Origin of the sequence: Myxococcus sp. NMCA1, from assembly GCF_026810205.1 — a bacterium.
GTDB lineage: Bacteria > Myxococcota > Myxococcia > Myxococcales > Myxococcaceae > Myxococcus > Myxococcus xanthus_A.
On the sequence record NZ_CP113950.1, the window covers coordinates 7464822 to 7478467 of the forward strand.

The window sequence follows — 13646 nt, forward strand, 5'->3', positions numbered from 1 at the left end:
GCGCGACAAAGGTGGTGCCGGTGACGCCGGGCCCCTGCGCTGGGTGCGGTGGCCCGGTGCGGGTGAAACCGGGCGCCTCGCCCGTGCTGCGGCATCAGGTGTGGGAGGTGCCGGAGGTGGTGGAGTACCAGTTGCACGCTGACTGCTGCGGCGGGTGTGGGCAGTGGCACGTGGCGCAGTTGCCCGAGGGCGTCCCGTCGGGGATGCTCGGCCCCAGGCTGGTGGCGTTGACGGCCTACCTGACGGGGGCCATGCGCCTGTCGAAGCGACTGGTGAAGTCCTTCTTCGCGGACGTGCTGCGGGTGTCGGTAGGGTTGGGGCAGGTACCGCGCCTGGAGGCCCAGATGGCCTCGGCGCTGCAAGCCCCGGTGGAGGAGGCGCACCGGCACGTGTGCGCGCAGCAGCTGGCGCATGGAGACGAGACGCCCTGGCAGCAGGAGGGCCGACTGGCCTGGCTGTGAGTGGTGGCCACCTCGCTGATGTGATGGAAGGAGCACGGGATGTCCGCAAACGAGGAGAGGCCGAAGAAGCCCAGGAGGCCGCGCCGAGAGTTCTCGCCGGAGCTCAAGGCCGGGGCGGTGAAGCTGGTGCTGGTGGAGGACAACTCCCACCTTGGGAGAGTCTATTGGAAAAGGGCGCGCTCAAGACAAGCACAACAAAGAGCTCGATGAAATTGACATTGAAAGGGAGGACCTTCCTCAGTTCATTGACGATATAGTTCAAGCAACCAAGGAGACCGAGGGAGGAGTCATTGCCTTAAGCGGCAATCAAACTGCATTCACTGCCCCTGACACTGGAACTATTGTAGTCCACGATCCAAACCACCCTGACCTGGACACCGTCTTCAGGCCGAGGCCCCCGGACACCGGCGCATCCACTCTCAAACAATACATCGAGAACTTTCAAAATCAACCGAAGCAACTGGACGCATCCGAAATTCATCCATACTGCGAAGATGCTGTCACCTGTGTGTATTCATGAGCATTCAGCCGCGATGTTCCGAAGCCGAACTTGCAGTTCTGAAGGAGATGACCGCGTACATGCGGGCCCACGTCTGGGTGGGGCGCGGTCATCCAGTCGGGCACAGCCTCGCACTTTGGCAGGATCTGGCATACACCCTTGGCGAATACACGGGCGGGATTGACGACTACATATATTCTCTGCACTCCCGGGATACGCTTGAGGCCACCATCAAAAGACTCCCAGGGCCTCACAGCGAGCTGCTGCAGAGGTTGGTCAACGAAGCCGATGAGACGTTTCGCAAGGCCACCCGAGACGATGGGGGCCGAAGCCTGTCAGAATTCCTCATGCCGAAAGCGAACAGAGGTTGGTGGTACAGCCGTCGCCCGATCATCGGCCCACTGAGTACTTATCTGGATGTGGTTGAAGCATAGCCACGAAGGATAGGAGTTTGGATCTGTGGTTTCCGTGCGTTGCGGAAGCGCGAGGCGCAGTCCCGGCGAACGCAGCCGCGAATGAGGCCTCGCTCGTAGTCGACTCTCCGATGACTCATCCGCGCGCTGTCCCTGCCCGCACCGCCCTGCCGGTGCTCATGAACGCGCGAGGATGCTCGCGTGCGGCCGCCGGGTAAGAATTCACCCCACCAGCGGACCTCGTTTCTTCCTGATTCCTTCAGGGCGGCGGGGGCGCCGCCCTCCAACTACGCAACGCGCTCCGCTTGGCCGCACGCCGCGACGAACAGCTTCGGTGACCCCGCTGCGATCCACTACCCCGGCCCATGACTGTTGGGCGGCTTCTCACTACAAGAACCGCCCACTGGCTCCTTGGGCTCATTATCCCCCTCACCTGAGCGATCCCCTCATTTCAGCGAGCTGCTCACCAGCCGCCTGCCAGCCGGCTCCGTGCGAGGTGGGGTGGTGGGAGGCAGGAGGAGAGGCCATGCTGGTACGCAAGGTGGCCATCAACGAAGAGCAGGTGCGGACGTTCCTGTCGAACTTGTTCGAGGAGGACCTGCACGCCAAGCGGGTGTTGTCGCTGTCGCACGCGACGTTGGGCGTGGTGCACGCGGCCTCCTTGTCGGTGCACGCCATTGGCCAAGCGCTGGCATGGGCACGGGGCGGCGTGCAGAAGCACGGCATCAAGCAGGTGGACCGGCTGCTGTCCAACGAAGCCGTGGACGTGTGGAAGTTGGCGGCCGCATGGGTGCCGTACGTGCTGGCCGAGCGCGACGAGGCGCTGGTGGCGCTGGACTGGACGGACTTCGACGCCGATGACCACACCAGCCTGGTGGCCAGCCTCCTCACCTCGCATGGGCGCGCCACGCCCTTGTTGTGGCTGACGCTTCAGAAGAGCGCCCTGGCGGGCAACCGGGCCCAGGCGGAGGATGAGCTGCTGCGGCGGCTCAAGGAGTGCGTGCCCGACGGGGTGAAGGTGACGGTGCTGGCGGACCGGGGCTTCGCGGACCAGCGGCTGTACGCCCTCTTGGCGCAAGCGGGCTTCGAGTACGTGGTGCGTTTTCGCAAGAACGTGCAGGTGGAGGTAGCCGGCGGCTCTCGGTGTCCGGCGGTCGAGTGGATGCCCACCAGCGGGCACGCGAAGAAGCTGACGAATGTGCACGTCACGGCGGACCGGATGCCGGTGCCGGCGGTGGTGCTGGTGCACCAGAAGGGCATGAAGGAGCCGTGGTGTCTGGCCACCAGCCTGGGCAGTGCCAGCGCGCGCCAGGTGGTGGACCTCTACTCCCGACGCTTCTCGTGTGAGTAGACGTTCCGGGACGTCAAGGATTTGAGATTCGGCATGGGGCTGTCCGCGGTGCGCGTGAAGAGTCCCGAGCGGCGCGACAGGCTGCTGCTGGTGAGCGCACTGGCTCAGGTCCTGCTGACACTGCTGGGCGCCGCAGGAGAGAGCCTTGGCATGGAGAAGGGATTGAAGGCCAACACGGCCAAGACGCGCACCTACTCACTCTTCCGTCAGGGCTGCATGTATTACCAGGCCATCCCCATGATGAGGGAGGAGCGACTGCTTCCGCTCGTCGAGCGCTTCGCCGAACTCCTTCACCGCCACCCCGTCTTCCAGGAAACTCTCGGCTTCATATGAGGGGATGGCTCAGCCCCCTCACCCACGCCACAAGCGCTCAAGGCAACCAAGACCAACACCCGAGCGACCCTTGCCCACATCATGTTCGTGCCTCTCTCCCGAACACAATCGATAGGCCCATGACATTGGCATGAGCTGCTGCGTACCGAATCCCAAAGAACTGCCCACGGCATGAGGCAGCGGCTCCCGCCGCAGGGAATGGCCCATGCGCGTCCCGTGTAAGCCCCGCGCCGACGCGATGCATGCCAACCTGTGCCAGCGCCACAACGGGGCGCTTCATCTCGGTCTCATCAGAGCCAAGGACTCGCACCGAAAGCAGCCGCCATCTGCGACTCCAGGGCAGGTCTGTTGATGCCAAGCGCACAACTCGATGAAACACCCGCCAGAAAGCAGGCCCCCGACGTTCACTCCGCACCACGCTGGGTAGGATGCGGTTCCATGCCACGCACCGCGCATAGGCCGCTGGAAGTGGATGAGGAGAAGCTCGTCCTTCAATTCCCCAGCCTGGACCGTAAGGCCGTGGGTGCTTTCTTCACGCCTGCACCGCTGGCGGAACGCACCCTCGCGCTCGCGCTCCAGCACGTAGGCGGAGGCCCCCTCACCGTCGTGGACCCCTCGTGCGGCGCGGGCGCCTTCCTCACCGCCGCTTCGCGGCTGCGGCCCGGCGTCCGGCTCTGCGGCCTCGAGTTGGACCCCGAGGTCGCCCGCCTCTGCCAGGCCCGCGTGCCCGAGGCCACCGTGCGCGCGGGAGACGCGCTGCGAGACGGACTGGAGCCCCTGCTCGCCACCACTCCGCCGGAGCACCAGGAGTTGTGGGTGGGCAACCCGCCCTACAACGGCACCTCCTCCGTGCTCAAGGACCCGAGCACCTACGCCCGGCTGCGCGCCCTGCTCCCGCTGGCCCTGATGCCCGGCACCAGCCTGCGTGACGACTTCGCCTTCTTCCTCCTGGTGGCCGCGCACCGGCTGGCCACCCGGCCCGGCGCGCTCGCCTTCATCACCCCGGCGAGCTTCCTCGACGCCTTCATGTACGCGCCGCTGCGCCAGTCGCTGCTGGAGACGCTCTCCCTGCGCGAGGTGGTGGACCTGGGCCCCGGCGCCTTCGCGGGCACGCAGGTGCGGACCTGCATCACCGTGTGGAGCTCCCTCCCGGGCCCCCACCCCGCCCCGCGCTTCGAGCGCCGGGGCATCGGAACTCACTTCACCCCCGAGCCCCCCGAGTGGCGGCTCGCGCCCACCGCGCCCGAAGCCTCCGCCCTGGACGCCCGCTGGCGACAGAGCGGAGAGCCCCTGACACGGCTCGTCCCCGTCAGCCTCCCCGGCGTGAAGACACGCTTCGACGAATTGCTGGTGGACGCGGACCCGGAGCGGCTCCTCACGCGCGTGAAGGACTTCGCGGCCACGCCGGAAGAAGCCCTGCCCGAGTTCGCGAAGGCGCACGGCCTGCCAGAGGAGTTGATGCCCAAGCTGCGCGCATTGAAGGCCGGGCCACCGCTGGAGGTGGACGCCAGCTACGTGCGGCCCTTCTATCGCTACGGCGGCGCGCGCCACCGCGGCAGCGTTCCCCCCGAGGCCCGCGCCTACTGCTACCTGGACCGGCGGCTCGTCCCCCGTGGCGACCACCGGCTGCGCGGCCCCTATGACCCGCACCTGGGCGCGGTGAAGCTGCTCTTCAACGTGCGCGAGCTGCCCCTGTCGGCAGCGCTGCTGGAGGACGAAGGCTGCGTGCATGACCACCGCCACGCGCGCTTCGCCCCGCTCTATGTGCCGCAGCGCCTGCGCGACGAGGGCCTGGGCCTCACCCGGTCCGTGAAGACACGGGACGAACTGGGCCCGCTGGTGCCCAACCTCTCTCCCCAGGGCCTGGCGTGGGCCGAACGCCTGGGCGGCCCCCTGCCCGCCTTCCAGGCACTGGTCCGATTCCTCAACGGGCCGGAAGTCCAAGGCATCTGGGCGCCCGCCTTCGGCGCCTCTCGCGTGGTGCCCGTGCCCCTCACGGAGGAGTGAGCGCTACAGGGCAGATGGCTCGCGTGCCCGCTTGCTTTCCCCAGCGGCGGGCACGAGCAACCGCTAGTGTCCATCTTCGCTCCGTAGCGCACGTCCCCAGGAGGAAGACACACTCATGAAGATTCGAGCCCTGCTCACCGCCGCCGCACTGACCGCCGCCCTCCCCGCCCTGGCGAAGGAGGCCGCGGGCACGCCGCCGCCGGCGGACAAGAAGACGCAGCCCAAGGGCCAGACGGCCAAGGCCCAGGTGAAGGACTCCGAGGGCAAGGACGTGGGCGAAATCACCCTCGAGCAGACCCAGCAAGGCGTCCTCATCAAGGGCAAGCTGAGCAACCTGCCGCCGGGCCAGCACGCCTTCCACATCCACGAGGTGGGCAAGTGCGAGGGGCCCGCCTTCACCACGGCTGGCGGCCACTTCAACCCCAGCAAGAAGGCCCACGGCCTGCTGGCGCCCAAGGGCAAGCACCAAGGCGACCTGCCCAACCTCTACGTGGCGAGCGACGGCACGGTGCAGTTCGACATCTTTTCGCAGAACGGTCTCACCCTGAAGTCGCTGTTCGACAAGGACGGCTCCGCGGTGGTGGTGCACGCCAAGGAGGACGACTACCACACCGACCCGACGGGCGACGCGGGCGGCCGCATCGCCTGCGGCGTGGTGGAGAAGTCGTAGTCCGCCCCACGCGAGAAGCAACCGGGCCTCTCCCTCGCCCTGGGAGAGGCCGCTGTCACACGTAGCCGAAGCGCCGGCGGGCGAACCACTCCGCGCCCAGCAGCGCGATGAGCGCCACCAGGTAGTACCAGCGGTCCCACAGCGGCTGGTCCCTGGCGCGGCCCACCTCCACCACCGGCGGATCCAACAGCGGCACATCCGGAAGGCCGTCCTGCGGCAGCTTGTACGACTTGCCGCCCGTCTCCTTCGCGAGCTGCGCCATCAACTCCGGCCGCACGGACGCGTCCGACAACTCGGGCCCCACGGCGCGCACGGCCACCGCGTCCTCGCCCTTGCCCAGGTCCGTCTCGCCCTTCTTCGCGGAGGCCAGCAGCTTGTAGGGCCCGGGCGCGGGGGGCTCGAACTCCAGCCGCACCACGCCGTCCGTCCCCGTGGTGCCCGTCTGCACCGCCACCGGCTTCTGCGTGGCGACGGAGAAGAGCTCCACCCGCACCTGCGCGTCCTGCGCCGGCTGGTAGTCCGCCATCCGCGCCTGCACCACCACACCCACGGGCCGGCCCGGCTCCACGGACGGCGGGTCCGCCGTCACCTTCAGGGTCGTCAGGTCCGGGTCTCTCACCAGCCACCGGAGCGCATTGCCCCAAAAGCGGTCATACGCGCGGCTGGGCGAGCCATCCTTGTGCGCCGCGAAGGCCCAGTACCAGGAGGCGTCCGTGGCCATCACCAGCGAGCGGCCGCGGCCGTAGTCCCACACGGCCACCAGCGGCGCGTTCTTCCCGCCCACTGTCTGGTGCGGGTGGTCCAGCAGCACCGTGGCCCCCGGACGCGCCTGCGTCATGTTGGCGCCAGGGATGGGCGGCAGCTCCGCCCACGCGGCCTCCGTGCTGGCGGCGCCCATGCCAATGCCCGTCACCGGGTGGCGCAGGCCCTCGGGCGTCAGACGCGGCTTGAAGGCGTCCAGGTTGGCGGGGCCCGCGGCCGCCACCGGCAGCGCCTCCATCAGCGTGGGCATGGTGGCGCGGCCTTCGCCCAGCACACTGTCGCCGCCAATCATCACGAAGGCGCCGCCGTTGTGGACGTAGCGCTCCAGGTTGCGCTCGTACTCGGCGATGGAGAGCGACGGGTCCGAGTGCCCGAAGTTCTGGAAGATGACGACGTCGAAGGTGTCCAGCTTCGTGTCGAAAATCTCCTCCATGGGGAACGGGATGAGGGACAGCTCGCGCTGGTCGTTCACCACGCCCGGGTCGTCCGACAGCGTGCGCAGGATGTAGAAGGACACCAGGTCCACGTTGGCGTCCTGGCGCAAGAGGCCACGCAGGTAGCGCTCGTCCCAGGAGGGCCGTCCCACCACCAGCAGCACGCGCACGCGGTCCCGAATCACCTTCAGCGTGAAGGAGCGCGTGTTGTTGTCCGCCACGGCCTCGCCCGGGAAGGTGGGCACCGTCACCGTGTAGACGAAGCGCCCCGTCTGGTCCGGGGTGAAGGTGAAGGCCACGGGCTTCACGTCGTCCGCGGACTCCATCCGCACCACCTTGCTGGCGACCGTCTTGCCTTCCTGGCTGAGCACCACGGGGATGTCCTGCCCCGCGAAGCCGCGGCCGTGAATCTCCACCTCCACGGTGAGCGAGTTGCGCACGAAGGCGAAGTCATCCACCTTCAGCCCCTCCACGGCGACGTCCTTCAGCGTCTCCTGCCCCACGGTGAAGGTGGAGACGGGGACGTTCAGGTCCGCCAGCGCCGCGCGCGCCCGGCCCACCACGCCCGCCTTGAGCTCGGTGTTGTCCGCGCCGTCGCTGAAGAGCAGCACCCCGGACAGCTTGCGCGAGCCCTGCCCCGCCCCCGCCGCGGCACGCACCGCCGCGAGCAGGTCCGTGGTGCCCGCGCGCGCGGGCGTCTTCAGCGCCTCAGGCGTCACTGGCGCCAGCTCCGGGTCGAAGCCATACAGCTCCACCGTGAAGCGGTCCTGCAGCTCCGCCAGGCGCGGCGCCGCCCGTTCCAGGAAGTCGGCCACTTCTTCGGAGCGCGTGCGTCCGCCCACCTCCGCGGGGAAGCTCATGGACGCGGAGCGGTCCACCAGCACCGCGACGCGGTTCTTCATGCGCGCCACCTGCAGGTGACGGATGCCGGGCTCCAGCAGGAAGAAGAGCGCGGCCAGGCCGGCTCCGACGCGCAGGGCCCAGAGCAGGACCCGGCGCCCGCGCGAGGGCTCACGGCGCACGCCCCAGGCGGCCAGCGCCACGCCCAGCACCAGCCCCAGGGCGAGCAGGACCAACGCCCACGGTGGCAATGGCGAGAGGGTGACGAGCTTCCAGGCGTTGAACGTGGGGGAATTCATCCAGGCTTTCGGCGGAGGGCCGGTGCTTCAGCGCCGCTTGTTGAGGATGAGCGGCAGGTGGACGGCATCGTCCTTGTAGTCCAGGCAGAGGGCATACATGCAGACGTTGATGCCCAGCCGTACCGCCAGCTCGCGCTGGGGCTCGCCACCCGGCGAGACGTCGAACTCGTAGTCACCCGACTCGTTGCGGCTCCACGCCCCGGCCAGGTCGTTCTGCGAGTACAGCACCGCGGCGCGCTTACCCAGGTTGCAGCCCATCAACTGGGGCTTGTTGAGCACCCGCCCGGGCGCCGCGTCCAGCAGGAAGAAGGACTTGAACACCACGTGCTTCGACGGCACCTCGGCCAGCGGGCTCTGCGGCAGCACCCGCGCCATCTCCCGGCGGAAGGACGCATCGAAGCCGGCGCCGTCGCTGGCGTCGTTGGCGTCCGCGAGCATGAAGCCGCCGTACGTCAGGTAGCGGCGCAGGTTGGCCACCTCCGCCTCCTCCAGCGGGGGGAACTCCCCCTCGCCGCCGAAGTAGAGGAACGGGTATTCGAAGAGGTCCGGTGAGCTGAGCGGAAACGGGCGCGCGTCCGGCACGACTTCCACGGAGGTGCGGCGCTGGAGCTCCCAGGCGATGCGGCGCAGCCCGGACAGCCGTGTATCCCAGCGGCCCTTGTGACGGGCCACGGCGGGGATGAAGCGGTTCTTCTCACCGAAGGCATGCGCCCGCCGGGCCAGCAGTGGGGCGAGCGCGGCGGTGCCGAGCAAGAGGTTTCGACGGGTCAGACGCCGCGCGGACATAGGGCGTATCTATATACCGTCGACGGGTATGCGCATTCCCCGGTATAGAACGGCGTCATGGCGAAAGGCGGACAGACGCCCCCGGCGCCCGGCTCGGCGGAGGCACATGCCGCCTGGGCCCGGAAGGAGGCGGGCGACGTGGCTGGTGCACGGCGCGACGCCGAGCGAATCCTCGCGGGCAGTCCGTCCGCCGAGGACCGCGCGGAGGCGGAGGAGTTGCTGCGGCGCACCGCCACCCCGCGCGCCCTCTACGGCTTCGCCCTGCTCGCCGCCACCGTCTTCGTGCTCCTGCTCGTACTCGCAATCGTCCGATACGCGTAAGCTTCGGCGGACCGCATCAAGGAGAATCTGCCATGGAAGGCCTCCTCCAGGCCCTCGGGGCTTACCAGACGTTCAATCCAACCGGCTGGGTGGCCATCTACCGGATGCTGCCCATGTGGGCCGGCATCGTGTGCTGTGTCGCCGGCGTGACGTTGCTCGTCGCCGGTGGGGGCAAGCTGTTCCGCGTGCTCGCGGGCCCCATTGGCGCGGTGCTGGGCCTGCTGTGGACGCCCGTGCTCGTCATGAAACTGGGCCTGCCGGACGTGACGAAGATGGCCACCATCGCCGCCGCGGTGCTGATGGCGCTGGGCTTCCTGCTCCCCACGGCCATCACCTTCCTGGGCGTGGGGGTGCCGCTGGGCCTGCTGGCCGGGCAGATCGCCGGGCAGCAGGACTTCCTGCTGGGCTTCGTGCCGGGCTTCATCATCGGCGGGCTGGTGGGCGCGATGCTGCAACGCCCAGTGGCAGTGATGGTGGCTTCCGCGGTGGGTGCGTGGATGCTCGTCATCGGCGCGCTCGCGGCGCTCCATCAGGTGGGCGGCGTGGTGCAGGCGGTGGCCAGCAAGCCCTGGGGCGTCATCATCGCCGCGGGCCTCTTCGCCGTGGCCGGCGCGGTGTACCAGCTGGCCGTCCGGCCCTCTCCCGAGGAGGCGGACAAGCTTCGCGCGGAGCGTGAGCGGCTCAAGGTGCGGCAGGCGGAGCAACATGCGCTCGAAAAACGGTGGGGGGTCAAGTAGCCCCCAGAGACTGGTGGCCGTGCTTTACGTCCACCTGCCCGGGGCGTAGATTCCGCCGCCTTTCCCCCCGGAAGGATTGATGGGCCAGGCCAGGCGTCAGGAGAAGCAGCACGAGTCCCCCACGGAGCCCGCTCCCCGGCAGGAGCCTCCCGCGAGCACCGCGTGGGTGAAGCCGACGGGACTGACTCGCAAGGGGTGGGCCGTGCTCGTCGGCCTCATCCTGGTCATCCAGTTCCCGCTCATCCACTACGCGCTGCTGCGCGGACAGGCGGAGGTGACGGCGAAGCTGCCCTACACGCAGGACTTCTCCGACCCGGGCGTGGTGGAGCGCGACTTCTTCTCCACGGGTGGCTACTGGCGCGTGCTGCAGGGCGAACTGCTCGCTCCCGGCGTGAAGAACAACCCGCTGTGGCTGCAGGCCCCGCTGCCGGATGACGTCGCCGTGGAATTCGACGTTCGCTCGGAGCTGCCCGCCGGTGACATCCGGGTGGAGCTCTTCGGCAACGGCGTGGACCCGGCCTCCGGCTACATCCTGGTGCAGGGCGGGTGGAACAACTCCACGTCCGTCATTGGCCGGCGCGACATGAACGCGCCCTCCCTGGACGCCCTCCGGCGCCGCGCCGCTCGCGGAGGCCAGGAGAACGTGGACCTGAAGGCCAGCGGCTATTTCAAGGAGAACACCAAGGTCCGGGTGGAGCTGCGAGGCCAGCCGGTGCAGGCGGGGCGCACGTACCACTGGCGCATCGAGCGCCGGGGCTCGCTGCTGCGCTGGTTCGTCGACGGCGAGCTGATGCTGGAGCTGGACGACCCCTTCCCACTCAAGGGCCCAGGGCAGGACCGGCTGGGCCTGTCCGGCTTCGAGTCCCAGATTTTCTACGACAACCTGCGCGTGGACACGCCGGACCGGCTGCCCTTCACGGCGGCGCCGCGCGCGCCCACGCCGCCCCCCGGCCCCTACGCGGACGACTTCAACCGCGACACGCTGGGTGACGCGTGGAACGCCACCAACCCCTCCGCGGTGAAACTGGTGGATGGGGCGCTGGTGGTGGAGCTGATGCACAACCGGCCGGTGTGGCTGAAGCAGCCCATTCCCACCAACGCAACCATTGAATTCGACGCCTGGACGGACAACCCGGAGGGCGACATCAAGGTGGAGGTGTGGGGCGACGGGCGCTCGTTCTACGCGGGCGACCTGCGGCTGCAGTACACCGCCACCGGGTACGTCATCATCTTCGGTGGCTGGCGCAACACCCAGTCCGCCATCGCCCGGCAGAACGAGCACACGAATGATCGGGCGGTGCGCGATGGCGCCGCGGTGGTGCCCGGCAAGCGCCACCACATCAAGATTACCCGCAACGGCGGCACCCTGGCGTGGGAGCTGGATGGCCAGCCCTACCTGACGCTCAAGGACCCCGTCCCGCTGGAGGGCCCACGCAATCAGTACTTCGGCTTCTCCGGTTGGAAGAACCGGGTTCACTTCGACAACTTGAAGATTCAGCCGCTCGCCCCCTAGCGGCGAAGGACAATCACACGTGCGCAGAGTAGGCATCTTCGGCTGGGGCGTCGTCGCCCCCCGGTCCAGGAACATCGAGGCGTTCGAGCGCAACCTCTCGTCGTCCGAAAGCTGGCTGTCCCCCTTCAATGGCTTCGGCCCCGACAACTTCCTCGTCGGCATGCCGGAGTTCGACCTGGCCGACTACAAGCCGTGGATTGACGCGCGCTTCCCGGGCAGCCGCTTCTCGCAGCTCGAGCGGAAGATGGGCCAGCCGACCCAGTTCGCCATTGGCGCCTTCATCCAGTCCCTGGCGCAGAACCCGGGCCTGGAGCAGGAGCTGCAGGCGCTGGGGCCCCGCGCGCACGTCTACGTGGGCACCGGCCTGGGCGACCTGCCCACCATCCGCTCCATCTCCCTGGACCTGTACCGCGCCCAGCGCCGGTGGGACCGCTTCTGGTCCGCGCCGGAGCGCAACGGCGCCCTGCGGAAGTGGCGTGAGACGCAGGAGCCACTGCCCGGCCTTCCGCCGGAGCCGTCCACGGTGGACGAGGCCACGCGCGACGAGGCCGAGGACGCGTGGTGGCACTTCTGGGCGGGCCGCTCGCCGGAGCTGCGCGAGTACCTGGACGAGCTGCGCGAAATCGAAGCCATTGGCGTGCCCGAGGACGGCGACGTGGAGTCCGCCAAGCTGGCCGTCATCAAGGAGAAGCGCACGCGCAACGCCCGGCTCCAGAAGAAGTGGATGTCGCCGGAGCCGCCGTGGAACGCCGTGTCCTCCAACGTGCTGTGGAACATCCACAACACGCCGGCCTCGCAGATTTCGATGATGGGCCGCATCACCGGCATGACGTTCGCCCCGGTGGCCGCGTGCTCGTCGTTCGGCTACGGCCTGCGGCTGGCCATCAACGCGATTCAACTGGGCCAGGCGAAGGCCGTCGTCATGGGCATGACGGACCCGCCGCCGATGCCGCTCACGGTGGGCGGCTTCTACAACGCCCGCGTCATCTCCGCGGACGCCGCCATCTCCAAGCCCCTCACCGCGCTGCGCGGGACGCACATCGCGGGCGGCTCGGTGGTGTGGGTGCTGGGTGACTTGGAGCACTTCACGGCCAAGGGCTTCAAGCCGCTGGGCATGGAGCCCATCGCGGTGGGCGTCACCGCGGACGCCGACCACATCATCACCCCGTCCAAGGAAGGCCCCACGCTGGCCATCCGCGAGGCCCTGGCCGCGGCTGGCTGCGCCCCGGAGGACGTGGGCAGCTGGGACTTGCACGCCACCGCCACCCCGGGTGACTACCTGGAGGTCCAGAACCTGCGCGACGTGCTGCCCGAGCAGGTGCTGATTACGGCGCGCAAGGGCACCTTCGGCCACGGCATGTCCGCCGGCGGCGGCTGGGAGCTGACGGCGCAGTACCTGGGCTACGGCCAGGGCAAGGTGTTCCCCACGCCGCTGAAGGAAGCGGAGCTCAACAAGCAGATTTCCCGCGTGCACGGCCGCTTCGTCTTCGACGAAGCCGTCGAGGCGCCCGCGGGCTGCGCGGGCAAGCTGTCCATGGGCGTGGGCGGCATCAACGCCTGCGTCATCTCCCGCCCCTGGTCGAAGTAGGGGCGGGGTCCGCCGCGAGACTCAGGGGTGTGCGGCCAGCGCGTCCGCGTCGAAGCGCGCGGCCGCCTCCGGGTCACTGCGACGGAGAATCTCCAGCTCGATTTCCAGGTCCCGGAAGTAGTTCTGCCGGGTGGGGAGGACGCCGCTGGCCTGGCTGCTGTTGACGGCCTGGGCGTAGTCCTCGTCCGTCTTGATTTCCTTGTCCACGTAACCGACGCCAATGGACTGGGTGATGCGGTCTCCGCGCATCACCCGCAGGGCCGTGCCGCCGCTGGTGAGCACGATGCCCTGGACCAGGAAGCGAGACGCCGTGCCTGGGCCCAGGCTGCCGCCGCCGGAGTCCAGCCACTCCGTCTCCAGGACGTAGCGGCCCGGCATCTCCTTCCACGAGTAGCCGTGGCCCCGCAGCACCTCCTGGACGTGGGGCCACAGCTGCGCCAACTCCTGGCGGTAGACGTGGCTGGCCGCCTTGTCACGCACGTAGTTCTTGCGCATCGAGCCGGAACAACCCGTGAGCGCCAGCAACGTGGCGACGACGAGACACACTCCCGAGAGGCGGGTGGAGCGGTGCATGAGGGGGTCCCCTGGAGGTGCGAGGAGAACGGCCGGGCGCCCCCAGCATATCGCCAGTG

Annotated in this window: 11 protein-coding genes and 1 pseudogene; 9 read left to right on the forward strand and 3 right to left on the reverse strand. The window is 68.7% G+C overall.

Features of this window, described 5'->3' with window-relative positions:
- Window positions 1-20 precede the first annotated feature (20 nt).
- The 5 genes and pseudogenes from OZ403_RS30800 (at window position 21) to OZ403_RS30820 (ending at window position 5734) form a co-directional block, all read left to right on the forward strand.
- Window positions 21-461, forward strand: a complete 441-nt coding sequence (locus OZ403_RS30800; protein ID WP_268782440.1) for a transposase — start codon at window positions 21-23, stop codon at window positions 459-461.
- A 151-nt stretch (window positions 462-612) separates the two neighbouring features.
- Window positions 613-981 carry a hypothetical protein gene (locus OZ403_RS30805; protein WP_268782441.1) on the forward strand — a complete coding sequence of 123 codons (369 nt, stop codon included), beginning with the start codon at window positions 613-615 and terminating at the stop codon, window positions 979-981.
- 918 nt (window positions 982-1899) lie between these two features.
- Window positions 1900-3057: pseudogene (locus OZ403_RS30810) on the forward strand (IS4 family transposase).
- A 438-nt stretch (window positions 3058-3495) separates the two neighbouring features.
- Window positions 3496-5064 (forward strand): HsdM family class I SAM-dependent methyltransferase, encoded by a 1569-nt coding sequence (locus OZ403_RS30815; protein WP_268782442.1) that lies wholly within the window; start codon window positions 3496-3498, stop codon window positions 5062-5064.
- Window positions 5065-5179: 115 nt separating this feature from the next.
- The gene (locus OZ403_RS30820) at window positions 5180-5734 is read left to right on the forward strand and encodes a superoxide dismutase family protein (RefSeq protein ID WP_268782443.1); all 555 of its coding nucleotides are present in this window, start codon (window positions 5180-5182) and stop codon (window positions 5732-5734) included.
- Between the two features lie 55 nt (window positions 5735-5789).
- Here the strand turns inward: OZ403_RS30820 and OZ403_RS30825 are convergent, their stop codons facing one another.
- Together OZ403_RS30825 and OZ403_RS30830 are read right to left on the reverse strand one after the other, a co-directional pair.
- A complete protein-coding gene (locus OZ403_RS30825; protein ID WP_268782444.1) occupies window positions 5790-8069 on the reverse strand; it encodes a glutamine amidotransferase in 2280 nt (759 codons plus the stop codon).
- A 27-nt stretch (window positions 8070-8096) separates the two neighbouring features.
- The gene (locus OZ403_RS30830; protein WP_011555815.1) at window positions 8097-8855 is read right to left on the reverse strand and encodes a DUF4159 domain-containing protein; all 759 of its coding nucleotides are present in this window, start codon (window positions 8853-8855) and stop codon (window positions 8097-8099) included.
- A 57-nt stretch (window positions 8856-8912) separates the two neighbouring features.
- Here OZ403_RS30830 and OZ403_RS30835 point away from each other — a divergent pair, with 57 nt between their 5' ends.
- From OZ403_RS30835 to OZ403_RS30850, 4 genes are all read left to right on the forward strand, one after another.
- Complete coding sequence (locus OZ403_RS30835) at window positions 8913-9176, forward strand: molecular chaperone DnaJ (protein WP_140799739.1); 264 nt, start codon at window positions 8913-8915, stop codon at window positions 9174-9176.
- A gap of 32 nt (window positions 9177-9208) precedes the next feature.
- Window positions 9209-9913: a hypothetical protein gene (locus OZ403_RS30840; protein ID WP_140794863.1), complete on the forward strand. Its 705-nt coding sequence runs from the start codon at window positions 9209-9211 to the stop codon at window positions 9911-9913.
- A gap of 79 nt (window positions 9914-9992) precedes the next feature.
- Entirely contained in the window at window positions 9993-11426 is a 1434-nt protein-coding gene (locus OZ403_RS30845; RefSeq protein WP_140794864.1) for a hypothetical protein, read from the forward strand.
- 19 nt (window positions 11427-11445) lie between these two features.
- Window positions 11446-13014: a beta-ketoacyl synthase N-terminal-like domain-containing protein gene (locus OZ403_RS30850; RefSeq protein WP_140876987.1), complete on the forward strand. Its 1569-nt coding sequence runs from the start codon at window positions 11446-11448 to the stop codon at window positions 13012-13014.
- Between the two features lie 21 nt (window positions 13015-13035).
- Here the strand turns inward: OZ403_RS30850 and OZ403_RS30855 are convergent, their stop codons facing one another.
- Window positions 13036-13587 carry a hypothetical protein gene (locus OZ403_RS30855; protein ID WP_140794866.1) on the reverse strand — a complete coding sequence of 184 codons (552 nt, stop codon included), beginning with the start codon at window positions 13585-13587 and terminating at the stop codon, window positions 13036-13038.
- Window positions 13588-13646: the final 59 nt, after the last annotated feature.